General features: G+C 72.5%; 13 protein-coding genes, 1 tRNA gene and 1 pseudogene. 14 read left to right on the top strand and 1 reads right to left on the bottom strand.

Annotation, left to right across the window (positions count from 1 at the left end):
• The first annotated feature begins 59 nt into the window (after window positions 1-59).
• The 8 genes from ETD96_RS23930 to ETD96_RS23895 all read left to right on the top strand — a co-directional run bounded on the left by ETD96_RS23930 (window position 60) and on the right by ETD96_RS23895 (window position 10,843).
• A complete protein-coding gene (locus ETD96_RS23930) occupies window positions 60-920 on the top strand; it encodes a TIGR03936 family radical SAM-associated protein (RefSeq protein WP_132178493.1) in 861 nt (286 codons plus the stop codon).
• 207 nt (window positions 921-1,127) lie between these two features.
• Window positions 1,128-4,214 (top strand): Rne/Rng family ribonuclease, encoded by a 3,087-nt coding sequence (locus ETD96_RS23925; protein ID WP_138638716.1) that lies wholly within the window; start codon window positions 1,128-1,130, stop codon window positions 4,212-4,214.
• A gap of 289 nt (window positions 4,215-4,503) precedes the next feature.
• Entirely contained in the window at window positions 4,504-4,818 is a 315-nt protein-coding gene (rplU, locus tag ETD96_RS23920; RefSeq protein WP_138638715.1) for a 50S ribosomal protein L21, read from the top strand.
• A gap of 14 nt (window positions 4,819-4,832) precedes the next feature.
• Window positions 4,833-5,090 (top strand): 50S ribosomal protein L27, encoded by a 258-nt coding sequence (gene rpmA / locus ETD96_RS23915; protein ID WP_138638714.1) that lies wholly within the window; start codon window positions 4,833-4,835, stop codon window positions 5,088-5,090.
• A gap of 92 nt (window positions 5,091-5,182) precedes the next feature.
• Entirely contained in the window at window positions 5,183-6,580 is a 1,398-nt protein-coding gene (gene obgE, locus ETD96_RS23910; protein ID WP_138638713.1) for a GTPase ObgE, read from the top strand.
• Between the two features lie 19 nt (window positions 6,581-6,599).
• Window positions 6,600-7,706, top strand: coding sequence for a glutamate 5-kinase (proB, locus tag ETD96_RS23905; RefSeq protein ID WP_205719430.1), 1,107 nt, complete (start codon window positions 6,600-6,602; stop codon window positions 7,704-7,706).
• Window positions 7,707-7,758: 52 nt separating this feature from the next.
• Entirely contained in the window at window positions 7,759-9,021 is a 1,263-nt protein-coding gene (locus ETD96_RS23900) for a glutamate-5-semialdehyde dehydrogenase (RefSeq protein WP_138638712.1), read from the top strand.
• A gap of 64 nt (window positions 9,022-9,085) precedes the next feature.
• Window positions 9,086-10,843: a TIGR03767 family metallophosphoesterase gene (locus ETD96_RS23895; RefSeq protein ID WP_138638711.1), complete on the top strand. Its 1,758-nt coding sequence runs from the start codon at window positions 9,086-9,088 to the stop codon at window positions 10,841-10,843.
• A 42-nt stretch (window positions 10,844-10,885) separates the two neighbouring features.
• Here ETD96_RS23895 and ETD96_RS23890 read toward each other — a convergent pair whose 3' ends face one another.
• On the bottom strand, window positions 10,886-11,917 hold the full coding sequence (locus tag ETD96_RS23890; protein ID WP_138638710.1) for a M48 family metalloprotease: 1,032 nt from the start codon (window positions 11,915-11,917) through the stop codon (window positions 10,886-10,888).
• Between the two features lie 146 nt (window positions 11,918-12,063).
• Between ETD96_RS23890 and ETD96_RS23885 the strand changes: the two are divergent.
• The 6 genes and pseudogenes from ETD96_RS23885 to ETD96_RS23860 all read left to right on the top strand — a co-directional run.
• A pseudogene (locus ETD96_RS23885) lies at window positions 12,064-13,241 on the top strand (RNA-guided endonuclease InsQ/TnpB family protein); the annotation flags it as partial.
• A 116-nt stretch (window positions 13,242-13,357) separates the two neighbouring features.
• Window positions 13,358-14,644 (top strand): phenylacetate--CoA ligase family protein, encoded by a 1,287-nt coding sequence (locus tag ETD96_RS23880; protein ID WP_205719429.1) that lies wholly within the window; start codon window positions 13,358-13,360, stop codon window positions 14,642-14,644.
• Window positions 14,645-14,697: 53 nt separating this feature from the next.
• Entirely contained in the window at window positions 14,698-15,285 is a 588-nt protein-coding gene (nadD, locus tag ETD96_RS23875; protein WP_138638708.1) for a nicotinate-nucleotide adenylyltransferase, read from the top strand.
• 258 nt (window positions 15,286-15,543) lie between these two features.
• Window positions 15,544-15,957 carry a ribosome silencing factor gene (gene rsfS, locus ETD96_RS23870; protein WP_138638707.1) on the top strand — a complete coding sequence of 138 codons (414 nt, stop codon included), beginning with the start codon at window positions 15,544-15,546 and terminating at the stop codon, window positions 15,955-15,957.
• Complete coding sequence (locus ETD96_RS23865; RefSeq protein WP_138638706.1) at window positions 15,950-16,612, top strand: histidine phosphatase family protein; 663 nt, start codon at window positions 15,950-15,952, stop codon at window positions 16,610-16,612. The genes rsfS and ETD96_RS23865 overlap by 8 nt, the downstream gene beginning before the upstream one ends.
• Window positions 16,613-16,690: 78 nt before the next feature.
• Window positions 16,691-16,763 (top strand) — tRNA-Ala (locus ETD96_RS23860).
• The last annotated feature ends 115 nt before the right edge of the window (window positions 16,764-16,878 follow it).

The raw sequence follows: 16,878 nt of genomic DNA, 5'->3' as shown, positions 1-16,878 counted from the left end.
ATAGGGAGACCTTTGATTTCGACTCGACGCGAGTAGGAAGGACCAGAACCCTGGCACCCATGCCGGAGGGTCCGCCGCCGGCCCCCGTGACCCAGCGACTGCGCGTCCGCTATGCCAAGCGGGGCAGGCTGCGGTTCACGAGCCACCGCGACATTTCCCGGGCCGTGGAACGCGCCGTCAGGCGCGCCGGGATCCCTGTCGCGTTCAGCGGCGGCTTCACGCCGCACCCGAAGATCTCGTATGCGGGTGCGGCGGCGACAGGGGTGGCCAGTGAGGCGGAATACCTGGAGATCGGGCTCACCGCGCCGCGCGACCCTGCGCGGGTGCGGGCCGATCTCGACGCGGCCCTGCCTCCCGGGCTCGACATCGTCGATGTCGTGCCGGTACGAGCGGGACGCGACGGCGACGCGCAGCCGAAGGCCGGCGCGTTCGCCGATCGGCTCGAGGCGTCCGAGTGGCGGATCCGGCTGGACGGCGTGTCATCCGACGATGCAGCCGCCGCCGTGGCCGCCTTCATGGGCGCCGGCGAGGTCGAGGTGGAACGCCTCACGAAGAAGGGGCTGCGCCGTTTCGACGTGCGCGCCGCCGTGTCCTCCTGTGAGCTGGACCGGCGCGCCGCGGACGCGGCCGATGCCCCTTGTGCGATACTTCGAATGGTTGTTCGGCATTCCACACCCGCCGTACGACCCGACGACATCCTCACCGGACTGCGCCAGGTCGCCGACCTCGCGCCGCCGTCACCTCCGCTGGTGACCAGGCTGGCGCAGGGGCCCCTCGACGCGGACACCGGTGGCCTCGCGGATCCTCTGGGACCCGACCGGGAGATCGGACAGCCGTCCGGCGAAGACGCCGAGACGGCCCGCGGCCAGGAGCGGCCGCTGCCCGGGGACGCCGCGAGCGCGGATGCCGTCAGCGCCTGACCGTGAGACCGAAGCCGTGGCGACACGGAACCGGTCCCGCAGGGTACGGCGGGCGCACCCCCGACGACTTCGTCGTCATGGCCGGATCATCGTCCGGCGGTGACGGCACCGACGACTGATGGAGTGCTCCCGTGCGGCGCACCGCATCGATCCGCCCCTCGGCGGAGCGTGCGGACGCGCCCGGGAGCCTGACGGGAGATTGCCCGGATGCTTGAGAACGAAGCCGATTCGGCCAATGCCGAAGGCACCGAGAACGAGAACGAGAACGCCGAGAACACCGGCACGGAGAACGCGGAAGGCGGGAACGGCGGGGCGGTGACGTCGCGTCCGCGCCGCGCCAGCCGCCCGGCGGGCCCGCCGCCCGACACGACCGCCGGGCCCCCGGCCGCGGAGGAGCCCGAGGCCCCGGCTGAGGAGGCCGCGCCGGCCGCGGAGGCCGCGCCGGCCGCGGAGGCCGCGCCGGCGGAGGAGGCTCCCGAGCCGCCGAAGCGCACCACCCGGACCCGCACCCGCACCAGGAGCGGGAAGGCCGCCGAGACGCCCGAGACCGTCCCGATGACCGGTGCCGAGACCTCCCCAGACACCGAGACCGAGCCCCCGGCCGCCGCTGAGAGCGACCAGCCCGGCGAGGAGGCGCCCGCGCCCCGCACCCGGACCCGGACGCGCCGCCGTTCGACCGCGACCGCGGAGGCGGCTCCGGCCGTGCCCGCCGTCCCGCAGGTGCCGGACGTGCCGCCCGCCGAGCAGGCGCAGGTGTCGGAGACCGAGCCCGCGAGCGGCGTCGGCATCCCCGGCGTCACGTTCCAGCCCCCCATGGTCGTCTTCCAGCCGCCGCAGCCGAAGGCCGAGGCGCCCGCCCGTCCCAAGGACGAGCCGGAGCAGCCGGCCGCCGAGCGCGACACCGGCGACGACGACCACGAGCACGACCACGGCCCGGCCGACGAGGACGACTCCGAGGACCGCCCGTCCCGGCGGCGCCGCCGCCGCGGCGGCCGGGGCCGCGGCCGGGGCAGGGACGGCGCCGACGACGAGGCGCAGGCCGAGGAGGCCGAGGCCGAGGAGCCGGCCAAGGACGAGCAGCCCAAGTCCGGCAAGGCCGCCAAGAGCACCAGGTCGAGCAAGGCGGCCAAGAAGGACGCCGCCAAGAAGGACGCTGACAAGGAGCCCAAGGCGGAGGAGGCCGAGCAGGAGGCCGCCGACGACGAGGACGACGGCGACGCCCAGTCCGGCACCAGCCGCCGCCGGCGCCGCCGCAGGCGCCGCTCCGGCACCGACGGCGAGAACGGCGCCGACACCGACGACCCGCCGAACACCGTCGTGCACGTCCGCACGGCCCGCGAGGAGCGCGCCGCCGCCGAGGACGAGGTGCGGTCCGTGCGGGGCTCCACCCGGCTGGAGGCCAAGAAGCAGCGCCGCCGCGAGGGCCGCGAGCAGGGCCGCCGCCGCCCGCCGGTGATCACCGAGGCGGAGTTCCTGGCCCGCCGCGAGTCGGTCGAGCGGGTCATGGTCGTCCGGCAGGAGGGCGAGCGCACCCAGATCGGCGTCCTGGAGGACGACGTCCTCGTCGAGCACTACGTCAACCGCGCCACGCACCAGTCGTACGTGGGCAACGTCTACCTGGGCAAGGTCCAGAACGTCCTGCCGTCGATGGAGGCGGCGTTCGTCGACATCGGCAAGGGCCGCAACGCCGTCCTGTACGCGGGCGAGGTCAACTGGGACGCCTCCGGGCTGGAGGGCCAGCCGCGCCGCATCGAGTCGGCGCTGAAGTCGGGCCAGTCGGTGCTCGTCCAGGTCACCAAGGACCCGCTCGGCCACAAGGGCGCCCGGCTCACCAGCCAGGTCTCGCTGCCCGGCCGCTACCTCGTGTACGTGCCGGACGGCTCGATGACCGGCATCAGCCGCAAGCTCCCCGACAAGGAGCGCAGCCGCCTCAAGGCGATCCTGAAGAAGGTCATGCCGGACAACGCCGGCGTGATCGTCCGCACCGCCGCGGAGGGCGCCACGGAGGAGGAGCTCTCCCGCGACGTGTCGCGCCTGGCGGCCCAGTGGGAGAGCATCCAGAAGAAGGTGAAGACGGCCTCGGCGCCGTCGCTGCTCTACGGCGAGCCCGACCTGACGATCCGGGTCGTGCGCGACATCTTCAACGAGGACTTCTCCAAGCTGGTCGTGTCCGGCGCCGAGGCGTGGGACACCGTCTCCGAGTACGTCGAGTACGTGGCGCCGCACCTCGCCGACCGCGTCGAGCGCTGGACGGGCGACCAGGACGCCCTGTCGGCGTTCCGCATCGACGAGCAGATCGCCAAGGCCCTCGACCGCAAGGTGTGGCTGCCGTCCGGCGGCTCGCTGGTGATCGACAAGACCGAGGCCATGACGGTCATCGACGTCAACACCGGCAAGTTCACCGGGCAGGGCGGCAACCTGGAGGAGACCGTCACCCGCAACAACCTGGAGGCGGCCGAGGAGATCGTCCGCCAGCTGCGGCTCCGCGACGTCGGCGGCATCGTCGTGATCGACTTCATCGACATGGTGCTGGAGAGCAACCGGGACCTGGTGCTGCGCCGCCTCGTCGAGTGCCTGTCGCGGGACCGTACCAAGCACCAGGTCGCCGAGGTCACCTCGCTGGGCCTGGTCCAGATGACCCGCAAGCGGGTCGGCCAGGGCCTGCTGGAGGCGTTCTCGGAGACCTGCGAGTCCTGCAACGGCCGCGGCATCCACGTCCACCTGTCGCCGGTCGAGCCCAAGCCGGACAAGGCGGCCGGCAAGGAGAGCGGCCGCCGCCGCAAGCGCAAGGGCGAGGTCGAGAAGGCCGTCGAGGAGAAGCTGGCCCACCACGAGGCCAAGCCCAAGGAGCAGGCGGCCGAGCCGGCGCCCGAGCCCGTGGCCGTGGCCGAGCCGGAGCCCGAGGCCAAGCCCGAGCCGGTCCGGACCCGGGCGAGGAGGTCGGGCCCGGCGAAGCGCCCGGCGGGTCCGCCGCCCGAGATCGACGAGTCCCCGGCCCAGGCCGCGGTGGAGGCCGCCGAGGCCGCAGAGGAGGCCGCGGGCACCGCCCCCGGCGCCCTGGACTCCGCCGAGCCCGTCCCGGTGACCGCGAACGGCGCCGAGCCGTCCGGCGGCGAGCTGAACGGCGCCGGCCCGGTCGCGGCGGACGCCGCGGCCGAGTCCAACGGCTCCGCGCCCGCCGAGGCCGCCGAGGCCGCCGCCGAGCCCGAGCCGGAGGCCGAGCCGGCCGCCCGGCGGCGCCGCACCCGGCGCACCCGCGCCACCGCCGACGTCGGCGAGTCCGCGGACGACTGACGAAGTGCCCGGTGCCCTGGCCGCGCGTTCGCGTTGCGGTCAGGGCATCCGGTATCCTCGTACTTCGGCGCGTCGTGGGCGCGTCAACTGAACCCGCACCACGAACCCCGTCCGGGGTCCGTTCGGTGCTCACCTCGCCGATCCGGTGAGGGCAAGCAGAGAGCGCCAGGGTCTTTCCTGGTGTGCCGCTCTCGGCCCGGTGCCGGGGGTAGGCCCCCATCCGGGGGCTGGTAAGCCACGCGTGGGACCGGTTCAGTCCGGAAGCGCGCGCAGACGAAGGGTTTCCGCGGTGTACGCGATTGTCCGCGCAGGCGGCAGGCAGGAGAAGGTCGCCGTCGATGACGTGCTGACCGTCGACAAGCTGGCCGGCGAGGTCGGCTCGACCGTCACGTTCCCGGCGGTCCTCGTCGTGGACGGCGAGAACGTCGTCAGCGGCTCGGCCGACCTGGCGCGCTACGAGGTGACCGCCGAGATCCTCGGCGCGGTCAAGGGCCCGAAGATCAACATCATGCACTACCGGAACAAGACCGGGTACAAGCGGCGGATGGGTCACCGTCAGCCGTACACCGAGGTCAAGATCACCGGTATCAAGGCCGGGAAGTAAGGGAGAGCGGTCTCATGGCACACAAGAAGGGCGCATCGTCCAGCCGCAACGGTCGCGACTCCAACGCCCAGCGCCTCGGCGTGAAGCGCTTCGGCGGCCAGGTCGTCAACGCGGGCGAGATCATCGTCCGGCAGCGCGGCACCCACTTCCACCCCGGCCCGGGCGTCGGCCGCGGCGGCGACGACACGCTGTTCGCGCTGGTCGCGGGCTCGGTGCAGTTCCGCCGGTACCGCGGTCGCAACGCGGTGAGCATCGTCCCGCCGGCGGAATAGTCCGCCTGGGTTCCAGACGTTTCGAAAGGGGCGGACCGTTCGACGGTCCGCCCCTTCGCCTTTTTCACGAGGTTTCACCGAGGAGAGTCACCGTGGCCGCAGGAGCGGGATCGGGCGCGCAGTTCGTCGACCGGGTGGTGGTGCACGTCGCGGCGGGCAACGGCGGCAACGGCTGCGCCTCGATCCACCGGGAGAAGTTCAAGCCGCTCGGCGGGCCGGACGGCGCGAACGGCGGGCGCGGCGGCGACGTCGTCCTCGTCGTGGACTCCAACGCCGCGAGCCTGCTGGAGTACCACCGGCGCCCGCACCGCAAGGCCGGGAACGGCAAGCAGGGGCAGGGCAGCATGCGGACCGGCGCGGACGGCGGCGACGTGATCCTGCCCGTCCCGGACGGCACGGTCGTGAAGGAGGGCGACCGGGTGCTGGCCGACCTGGTCGGCGAGGGCACCCGGTACGTGGTCGCGAAGGGCGGCCACGGCGGCCTCGGGAACGCGGCGCTGGCCTCGGCCAAGCGCAAGGCGCCCGGGTTCGCGCTGCTCGGCGAGCCGGGCGAGGCCCGGGACGTGGTCCTGGAGCTGAAGAGCGTCGCCGACGTGGCGCTCGTCGGGTTCCCGAGCGCGGGCAAGTCGTCGCTGATCGCGGCGCTGTCCGCCGCGAAGCCGAAGATCGCCGACTACCCGTTCACGACGCTGATCCCGAACCTCGGCGTGGTCAGCGCCGGCGACACGACGTTCACGGTCGCGGACGTGCCGGGCCTGATCGAGGGCGCCAGCGAGGGCCGCGGCCTCGGCCTGGACTTCCTGCGCCACATCGAGCGCTCGTCCACCCTCGCGCACGTGCTCGACTGCGCGACGATGGAGCCGGACCGCGACCCGCTCAGCGACTTCGAGGTCATCGAGCGCGAGCTGCGGGCCTACGACCGGGTGCTCGGCGACCGGCCGCTGTCGGACCGGCCCCGCATCGTGGTGCTGAACAAGGTCGACGTGCCGGACGGCCGCGACCTCGCCGAGATGGTCCGGCCCGAGTTCGAGGCGCGCGGGCTGCGGGTGTTCGAGGTGTCGGCGGCGACGCACGAGGGGCTGCGGGAGCTGTCGTTCGCGATGGCGGCGATGGTGGCGGAGTACCGCGCGTCGCTGCCGCCGGCGGAGCCGACCCGCATCGTGATCCGGCCGGAGCCGGTCGGCGGCGACACCGAGTTCGAGGTCAAGGCCCTCGGCGACAACACCTATCTGATCACCGGGACGAAGCCCGTCCGGTGGCTGCGGCAGACCGACTTCGCCAACGAGGAGGCCGTCGGCTACCTCGCCGACCGGCTCGCCCGGCTCGGCGTGGAGGACGCGCTCGCCGAGGCGGGCGCGAGCGCGGGCGCCACGGTCCTGATCGGCACCGCCGACGACTCGATCGTGTTCGACTGGGAGCCGGACGTCCCCGCCGGCGAGGCCGCCACGGGCCCGCGCGGCACCGACCGCCGCCTGGACGGCTGGTCGTGAGCGGGGAGGCGCGGGAGCCGTGAGCGAGCGCGAGGAGATCGCCAAGGCCCGCCGGATCGTGGTGAAGGCGGGGTCGTCGTCGCTGACGACGCCGCTGGGCACGATCGACGCGAACCGCATCGACGCGCTGGTGGACGTCCTCGCCGCGCGCCGCGCCGACGGCACCGAGATCGTGTTCGTGTCGTCCGGCGCGATCGCCGCCGGGCTCGGGCCGCTCGGGCTGACCCGCCGCCCCGGGGACCTCGCGACCCAGCAGGCGGCGGCGAGCGTCGGGCAGGGCCTGCTGTTCGCCCGCTACACCTCGTCGTTCGCCCGGTACGGGCTGACGGTCGGGCAGGTGCTGCTCACCGCCGACGACATGATGCGCCGCTCGCACCACCGCAACGCGCAGCGCACGCTGGGGCAGCTCCTCGCGCTGGGGATCCTGCCGATCGTGAACGAGAACGACACCGTCGCCACCGACGAGATCCGGTTCGGCGACAACGACCGGCTCGCGGCGCTCGTCGCGCACCTGATCCGCGCGGACGCGCTGGTCCTGCTGTCGGACGTCGACGCGCTCTACACCGGCGACCCGCGCCAGCCCGGCGCCCGCCGCGTCGACGACGTCCGCGGGCCGGACGACCTGAGGGACGTGAAGCTCGGCCGGTCCGGGCGCGTCGGCACGGGCGGCATGGTCACCAAGGTGGAGGCGGCCCGCATCGCGGGCATCCCGGTGGTGCTGACCAACGCCGCGTCCGCCGCGCACGCGCTCGCCGGCGACCGGGTCGGCACGCTGTTCCACCCCGCCGAGGGCCGCCGCATGTCGACGCAGAACCTGTGGCTCGCGCACGCCACCACCGGCCAGGGCCGCGTCACACTGGACACGGGGGCCGTCGAGGCGGTGGTGCGGCGCCGCAAGTCGCTGCTCCCGGCCGGGGTGACGGGGGTGGACGGCGACTTCGCCGCCGGCGACCCGGTCGACCTGTGCGACCCCGACGGCCGCGTCGTCGCGCGCGGCCTGGTGAACTACGACGCGTCCGAGATCCCGGAGCTGATGGGGCGCTCGACGCGCTGGCTGGCGCGGGAGCTGGGCGCCGGGTACGAACGCGAGATAATCCACCGCGACCATTTGGTGATTCTGAAATGACCGGGGGGTCCGGGGGCGTCCCCCGGACCGGCTCGAACGAGGGAGCGTTGTGATGGGCGAGGGCGAGCGCGAGGAGTTCCTGCGGGTGGCGCGGCGCGCCAAGGACGCGGCGGCCGGGCTGGCGCCGCTGCCGCGGGCGGCGAAGGACGCGGCCCTGCACCGGATCGCGGACGCGCTGGTCGCCGCCGCCTCGGAGATCGTGAAGGCGAACGAGGCCGATGTCGCGCGGGCCCGCGAGAACGGCACCTCCGAGTACATGATCGACCGGCTGAGCCTGTCGGAGGAGCGGATCGCCGCGATCGCCGAGGCGGTCCGGCAGGTCGCGGCGCTGCCCGACCCGGTGGGGGAGACGGTGCGCGGGAACGTGCTGCCGAACGGCCTGGAGCTGCGGCAGGTGCGGGTGCCGCTCGGCGTCGTCGGGATGATCTACGAGGGCCGGCCGAACGTGACCGTGGACGCCGCGGCGCTGTGCCTGAAGAGCGGGAACGTGGCGATGCTGCGCGGCTCGTCGTCCGCGCACGACTCGAACACGGCGCTGGTCCAGGTGATGCAGGCCGCGCTCGCCGACACCGAGGTGCCCGCCGACGCGGTGCAGCTCGTGCCGGGGACGTCCCGCGAGTCGGTGAAGCACCTGATGCGGGCGCGCGGCCTGGTGGACGTGCTGATCCCGCGCGGCGGCGCGTCGCTGATCAACTCGGTGGTGGAGGAGTCGACCGTCCCCGTGATCGAGACGGGCGTCGGGAACTGCGCCGTCTACGTGGACGCCGCCGCCGACGTGGACATGGCCGTCGAGATCCTGCTGAACGCCAAGACGCAGCGCCCGTCGGTGTGCAACGCGGCGGAGACGTTCCTGGTGCACGCCGACGTCGCCGACGCGTTCGTCCCGCGCGCGCTTGAGGCGCTCAGGGCCGCCGGGGTCACCGTCCACGGCGACGACCGCATCCGCTCCTACGGCGACGACGTCGTGAAGGCCGGTGAGGACGACTGGTACGCCGAGTACCTGTCGCTCGACATCGCCGCCCGCGTGGTCGACTCCCTGGAGGACGCCGTCGCGCACATCCGCACCTACGGGTCGGGGCACACCGAGGCGATCGTGACGGCGTCCCAGCCGGCCGCGAAGCGCTTCGTGTCGCTGGTCGACTCGGCCGCGGTGATGGTGAACGCCTCGACGCGGTTCACCGACGGCGAGGAGTTCGGCTTCGGCGCGGAGATCGGCATCTCGACGCAGAAGCTGCACGCGCGCGGCCCGATGGGGCTGCCGGAGCTGACGTCCACGAAGTACGTCGTGACCGGTGAGGGCCACACCCGCGGCTGACCCGTCCAAGTTGTGACATTTTTGCCATTGATGTCACGTTGAGGCTGTGGTCTGATTCACGATTGTGACTCGTGAGTACAGCCGCCGCCGCGTGCTGAAGGGCGCCGCCCTCGGCGCGGGGATCGCCTCGACCGGGCTGGCCGCGTTCCCCGCGCGTCCCGCCGCCGCCGCTGCCGCGCCCGCGCTGGCCGGCTCCGCCGCCGGAACCACCCTCGACCGGACGTACGTGCTCGGCGCGGCGGGCGCGGGCGGCTACCGCCCGGTGATCACCGGGCCGGGGGAGCCGCACCTGCTGCGCCGCGACCTCGGCGGCACCGCCGCCGCCCGGCGCGCCGCGACCCGCCGCGGGATCCTCGCGTTCGGGCACCTCACCGACGTGCACGTCATCGACGCGCAGTCCCCGGCCCGGGTCGAGTTCATCGACCGGATCCGGGACCTGGTGAGCGGCTTCCCCGAGGGCGGATGGCGGCCGCAGGAGATCCTGTCCACGCAGGTCGCCGAGGCGATGGTGCAGGCGATGAACCGGGTCGGCCGCGGCCCGGCGACCGGCCTCGGGCTGGCGTTCACCATCAACACCGGCGACGCCGCCGACAACGTCCAGTACAACGAGATCCGCTGGATCATCGACCTGCTGGACGGCGGCCGCGTCCGCCCCGACTCCGGCGACCCCAACCGGTACGAGGGCGTCATGGAGTGGACGTCCTACGACCGCGCGTACTGGCACCCCGAGGGCGCGCCGCCCGGCGCGCAGCCCGACGTCGGCTACGCCAAGTACGGCTTCCCCCGCGTCAAGGGCCTGATCGACGCCGCCCGCCGGCCGTTCCAGGCGACCGGCCTGGCCATGCCGTGGCTCGCCGCGTTCGGCAACCACGACGGCCTCATCCAGGGCAACCTGCCGGTGAACCCGCTGGTCTCCGGTCTCGCCACCGGCGGCATCAAGATCGGAGCCCCGGCGGGCGACGGCCAGGCCGAGCGGCTCGCCCGCATGATCCAGAACGCCGACGCCGCGGAACTCGTCCGGCTCAGCCGCGAGCAGGGCGGCGCGGGCGGGCTGTTCCGCCCGGTCACGCCCGACGGGAACCGGCGCATGCTGTCGCGCCGGGAGGTCGTCGCCGAGCACTTCACGACGTCCGCGTCCCTGCGCGGCCACGGCTTCACCGCCGCCAACCTCCTGGAGGGGACGGCCTACTACGGATTCGACCAGGGCGTGGTGCGCGGCCTCGTCCTCGACACCGTCAACCCGAACGGCTACTCCGAGGGCTCCCTCGACAAGAAGCAGTTCGCCTGGCTGGAGGCGCAGCTCAAGGCGGGCAGCAGCCGCTACCACGCCGCGGACGGCACCGTCGTGAAGCACAGCGTGAAGGACCGGCTGTTCGTGCTGTTCAGCCACCACCCGATCGGCTCGCTGGAGAACCCGCTCGGCGGCGACCGCGTCCTCGGCGACGAGGTGCGGGCGCTCCTGCTGCGCTACCCGAACGTCATCCTGTGGGTGAACGGCCACACGCACCGCAACCAGGTCATCCCGCACGCCCGCGAGGGATCGGGAGGCTTCTGGGAGGTGAACACGGCCGCGCACATCGACTTCCCGCAGCAGAGCCGCATCGTCGAACTGGCCGACAACGGCGACGGCACCCTGTCGATCTTCGCGACGATCCTCGACTCCGCCGGGCCCGCGTCCTACGGCGGCCGGCTCACCGACCCCGTCCGGCTGGCGTCGCTGTCCCGCGAGCTGGCGGGCAACGACTGGCAGGACCGCGACTCCGACCGCCGCGGCGAGACCGCCGACCGCAACGTCGAACTCCTCGTCCCGGCCCCGTTCTGAACGAAGGGCCGCCGCGTCCGTGTCGCGGCGGCCCAAGCCCCGCTACTGGCTCGTCGGCCCGTTGTCGCGGCGGGTGAGCCGGTCGAACAGCCCGCCGGCGGCGCCCGCCGCCGCGTCCGCCACGTCGCGGACCTTGCCCACGAACGGGTCGGCGGTCCGCTCCCACGACTCCCGGTAGGAGCGCGCCGCGTCCTTGATCTCCTCCCGGACGGACGCGCTGTCGTCCTCGTCGCGGCGCGTGTAGTCCCCGGCGAGGATCCGCTCGTACTCGCCGCCGTGCGCCCACCGGTCGATCTCGGCGAACCGGATCACCGCGAACGGGTGCGACTGCCCGAGCAGGTTCAGGAACTTCAGGATCCCGTCCCGCACATCGCCGGCCGCGTCGTACTCGCGCGCCTGCTGCCGGAACGCCTCCGCGCTCATCTCGCCGAGCCGGACCCCGCCCGCGAGCTTCATGTTGGCCCGCTTCGCCGCGTCCACGTCCTGCCCGGCGAGCAGCCCCGCCCGGTCCGAGGACAGCTCCGCCTTCCGGAACCACTCCCGCAGCCCGATGATGATCGCCGCGATGCCGACGTTGCCGAGCGGCAGCCACGCCAGCCGCGACCCGAGCTGCAGCAGGATCTGCATCATCGTCTGGTACACCGCGTGCCCGGACAGGATGTGCCCGACCTCGTGCCCGATGACGAACCGCAGCTCCTCGTCGTCCAGCAGGTCGAGCAGGCCGGTGTTCACCACGATGAACGGGTGGTCGGAGCCGAGCGCCATCGCGTTCGGCGTCGGGTCCTGCCGGACGAACAGCTCCGGCACCTCGGGCATGTCCAGGATGTAGCAGGCGTCGCGCACCATGTCGTGGATGTGGCGGAACTGGTCCTCGCCGACCCGCACCGTCCCGCCGAGGAACATCAGCCGCAGCGACCGCTCGTTGATCAGCCCCGACATCTTGCGGAGGACGACGTCGAACCCGGAGAGCGAACGCAGCGCCACCAGCGCCGATCGGTCCGCCGGGTGCTCATAGGCCCGGGAACTGATCCCCGGGAACCGCGTCCGCGCTCGATCCGGTGTGTTCTCCGTCATGTCTGACCTCCTGAAGGGTGCGAAGCCCGGGCTGCCGGGCGGGGCGGGACGGGGTGCGGCGGCGGCCCCGTGCCACCGCGGCTCCGGACGAGAGAGAACGGGGAAACGGCCTGCTCTCGATCATGTGTTCGGATAGTGTGCGACTCATGACGCAGCGTGTCCAGATGACCTTCCGGTACCGCTTCCACCCGACGGCGGAGCAGGCCGAGCAGCTGGGCCGCACTTTCGGCTGTGTACGTCTGGTCTACAACATGGCCCTGGAGGCGCGCATCCGAGCTCTCCAGGACGGGCGTCCGCTGACCTACGGCGAAACGTCCGCGCTGCTCACCGTCTGGAAGAAGAAGGACGAGTTCTCCTTCTTGAGGGACGTCTCCTGCGTGCCGCTGCAACAGGCGCTGCGTCATCTGCAGGCGGCCGTCGGCAATTTCCTGGCCGGACGCGCGAGGCGACCGCGGTTCACATCGCGCAGGCGATCCCGCGCGTCCGCCGAGTTCACGCGATCGGCGTTCACGTACTGCGACGGCCGACTGACCCTGGCCAAGATGAGGTCGCCGTTGCGGATCGTGTGGTCGCGTCCGTTGCCGGAGGGTGCGGAGCCCTCCACGGTGACGGTGTCGCGAGATGCCGCCGGCCGGTGGTTCGTCTGCCTCCTGTGCCATGTCACCGTTCGGCCCTTGCCGCCGACACGGCAGGTGATCGGGCTGGACGCCGGCATCGCGGCCCTGGTCACCACATCCACGGGAGAGAAAGTGCGCAATCCCCGCCACGAGCGATCGCATCGGCGGAGACTGGTCAAAGCGCAGCGTGCGCTGTCCCGAAAGCTGCCCGGATCGGCCAACCACGCCAAGGCCAGGCTTCGGCTGGCCCGGGTCCACGCCCACATCGCCGATCGGCGACGTGATCACCTGCACAAGCTCACGACTCGTCTCGTCCGCGAGAACCAAGCGGTCGTCATCGAGGATCTCAATGTCGGCGGCATGGTCCGCAATCATCGTCTCGCTCGCGCCATCGCGGACGCCGCCTGGCGAGAAACGAGGTCGATGCTCGAGTACAAATGCGCCTGGTACGGACGTGAGCTGATCGTCGTGGACCGCTGGTTCCCCTCGTCCAAACGCTGTTCGTCCTGCGGCGCTGTTCGGCAGGACATGCCTTTGGACGTGCGCAAATGGACGTGTGGATGCGGAGCGGAACACGATCGGGACGTCAATGCGGCCCGTAACATCCTCGCCGTCGGGCTGGCGGAGAGGCGAAACGCCTGTGGAGCCGATATCAGACCTCAACGGGAGACTTCTTTCCGAGCGGGCGATCGGCGACGAAGCAGGAATCTCCCTTCCCCAGAGGAGAAGCCAAGTCTGGCATGGTAGTTCCGACGAACGGTCGGGCGGCAGGGTTCCACGCCGGGGACCGGCTGCCGGGTCCGGCCGCGCCCGGGAGGCAGCCATGTTCGATCCCAAGGCCGAGGCGATGTCGGTGGACGAGCGGGCCGCGCTGCAGCGGCACCGGCTGTGGGGGCTGGTCGACCGGCTCCTCGCCGCCGGCGGCGTGCAGGGGCGGCGGCTGAAGGACGCCGGTGTCACCGGCGGTTCCGACGTGATGCTCGCCGGCTTGCGCGACCTGCCGTTCACCACCAAGCAGGACCTCTGGGACGGCTACCCGTTCGGGATGCTCGCCGTCCCGCGGGACCAGGTCGCCGCCGTGCACGGCTCCAGCGGGACGCGCGGGCGCCCGACCCTCGTCGCCTACACCAAGGGCGACCTCGACCTGTGGGCGGCGATGTGCGCGCGCTCCCTGTCGTGCGCCGGGGCGGCGCCGGGCAGCATCGTCCACAACGCGTACGGGTACGGGCTGTTCACCGGCGGCATCGGCATCCACCAGGGCGCCGTCGCGCTCGGCGCGACCGTCGTGCCGATGTCGGGCGGCATGACCGACCGGCAGGTGCGGATGCTCGCCGACCTGCGCGCCGACATCCTGACCTGCACCCCCGCGTACGCGCTGCGGCTGGGCGAGGCCGTCGCCGAGGCCGGCGTCGAGGTCCCCGCGCTGAAGGCCGGGCTGTTCGGCGCCGAGCCCTGGTCGGAAGAGCTGCGCACCGCCATCGAGGCCGTACTGCCGATCAAGGCGATGGACGTCTACGGCCTGTCCGAGGTCATCGGGCCCGGCGTCGCCACCGAATGCCTCGAACAGGACGGCCTGCACGTCAACGAGGACCACTTCATCGTCGAGGCCGTCGACCCGTCCACCGGCGAACCCGTCGCCGACGGGACGCCGGGCGAACTCGTCTTCACCACGCCGACCAAGCAGGCGCTGCCGCTGCTGCGGTACCGGACCGGCGACATCGCGTCCCTGACGCGCGGCGAGTGCGCCTGCGGGCGGACCCTCGTCCGGATGAGCAAGGTCCTCGGACGGGTCGACGACATGATCGTCGTGCGGGGCGTCAACGTGTACCCGAGCGAGGTCGAGCGGGTCCTGCTCGGGTCCGGGCTCGTCCGGCCGCACTACCAGCTCGTCGTGGACCGGCGCAGACCGTCCGCGCGGCTCCTCGTCGCCTGCGAGGCCCTCTCCGGCGACCCTGGAGCCGACCTCGTCCACGCGCTGCACGAGGCGCTGGGGCTCACCGCCGAGGTGTTCGTGCTGCCCGGCGGCACCGTGCCGCGAACCGAGGTCGGCAAGGCCGTCCGCGTCGTGACCTGGGACGACGGCCACCCGCCCATCCCCGGCCTGAGCTGAGCCCGGGGGGCCGGACGTTCCGGGCACCGACCCGGCTGGCTATTCTCGTCGCCATGACGCAAAAGCGGCGGCTGGGTGTGATGGGCGGCACCTTCGACCCCATCCACCACGGGCACCTCGTGGCCGCGAGCGAGGTCGCGCACTTCTTCTCGCTCGACGAGGTCGTGTTCGTGCCGACCGGCCTCTCGTCCCACAAGGAGGGCGGCGACGTCACCGCCGCCGAGGACCGCTACCTCATGGCCGTCATCGCCACGGCGTCCAACCCGCGCTTCTCCGTCAGCCGCATCGACATCGACCGGCCCGGCCCCACCTACACCGTCGACACCCTCCGCGAGATGCGCGACATCCAGGGTCCCGGCACCGACCTGTTCTTCATCACCGGCGCCGACGCGTTGGAGAAGATGCTCACCTGGCACGACACCGACGAACTGTTCGAACTCGCCCACTTCATCGGCGTCACCCGCCCCGGCCACCGCCTCGCCGACCCCGGCCTCCCCAACGGACGCGTCTCTCTGATGGAGGTGCCGGCCCTGTCCATCTCTTCCACCGAATGCCGCGAACGCGTCCAAGCGGGCGAACCGATTTGGTACCTGGTCCCGGACGGCATAGTTCAGTACATCAACAAACGAAACTTGTATTAGTTGTGCATTTAGGGGCGGTGGTGTCCACCCGGCCCACCCGTCACCGTTTGAACCTCAGCCACCGGCCGTGACGGGGGTTCCAGGGGGTCGCCCCCCTGGACGGAGTTGATCGCGACCCTGGTGGTGCGCTCCGCATACCCTGGTGGGGGAGGGCCGCATGAGCGTGCGGTTGTACATCGACACGGGGGTACCGACGTCCTTGGCACGTGAGAGGGTGTCAACGGAGACGACCCCTACAGGGAGGATCGCGAGCGCATCGTGACCGCATCCGAGAGGGCGGCAGAGCTCGTCCGGATCGCCGCCGAGGCGGCGGGCGACAAGCTGGCCGACGACATTCTTGCCTACGACGTGAGCGAGCAGCTCGTCATCACCGACGCGTTCGTGCTCTGCTCCGCCCCCAGCGACCGGCAGGTCCGCGCCATCGTGGACGAGGTCGAGAAGCGCCTGCGCGAGGAGGCGGACGCCAAGCCCGTCCGGCGCGAGGGCGAGCGTGAGGGCCGGTGGGTCCTGCTGGACTACGCCGACATCATCGTGCACATCCAGCACGAAGAGGACCGCATGTACTACGCCCTCGAACGCCTGTGGAAAGACTGCCCCCTCATGGACCTGCCGGAGGGCGCGACCGCCCACCAGGCCCAGCGCGCCCGTGCCGTCGGGAGCCCGAGTGAGTGACGCCCGCCGCACCCGCGAACCCGGCAAGCGGCGGCTCGTCCTCTGGCGGCACGGCCAGACCGCGTGGAACGTCGAACGCCGCTTCCAGGGCAAGACCGACATCCCGCTCGACGAGACGGGCGTCCAGCAGGCCCAGCGCGCGGCCCGGCTCCTCGCCGGGCTCCGCCCCACCGCCCTGCTGGCCTCCCCGCTGCGCCGCGCCGCCGACACCGCCCAGGCGCTTGCCGACATCACCGGGCTGCCCGTCCGCTACGACCGGGACCTCATCGAACGCGACGGCGGCGCCTGGGAGGGCCTGACGTCCCGCGAGATCCGCGAGCGCTACCCGGCCGAGCACGCCGCCTGGCAGCCGCCCGGCGGGGAGACCAGCGCCCAGGTCGCCAAGCGCGTCGGCGCCGCCCTCGAACGGGCCCTCGACGAGCTGCCGCCCACCGGCCAGCTCGTCGTCGCCTCGCACGGCGCCGCGCTGCGCCTCGGCATGTCCCACCTCATCGGGCTCCCCGAGGAGACCTGGGAGCGCCTCGGCGGCCTGTCCAACTGCTGCTGGTCCGTCGTCACCGAGATGCGCGACGGCGGCTGGCGACTCGCCGAGCACAACGCCGGGACCCTCCCCGAGCCCGTGCTCAGCGACGACCGGCCCGACGCCGGCACCTGACCCGCAAACGATTCGAGAGCAGCCCCGTCCGTCCTATACACTGGCGGGGCGCTGCGGGATGAACGCCCACGCAGCGGCGGGGCTATGGCGCAGTTGGTAGCGCGCCTCCATGGCATGGAGGAGGTCTGGGGTTCGAATCCCCATAGCTCCACTCGGAGTTGGGAGTGGTGTGGTCGGAGCTTTGCTCCTTCCCCGCCACTCCTTCGTCGTTTTGTCCGGGGGGCGACCCCCGGGCCCCCGATGTGGGGGGCTCCGCCCCCCACGCC

The organism is Actinomadura geliboluensis (assembly GCF_005889745.1).
Taxonomy (GTDB): Bacteria; Actinomycetota; Actinomycetes; order Streptosporangiales; family Streptosporangiaceae; genus Spirillospora; species Spirillospora geliboluensis.
This window is presented reverse-complemented; position numbering and strand designations above follow the sequence as displayed.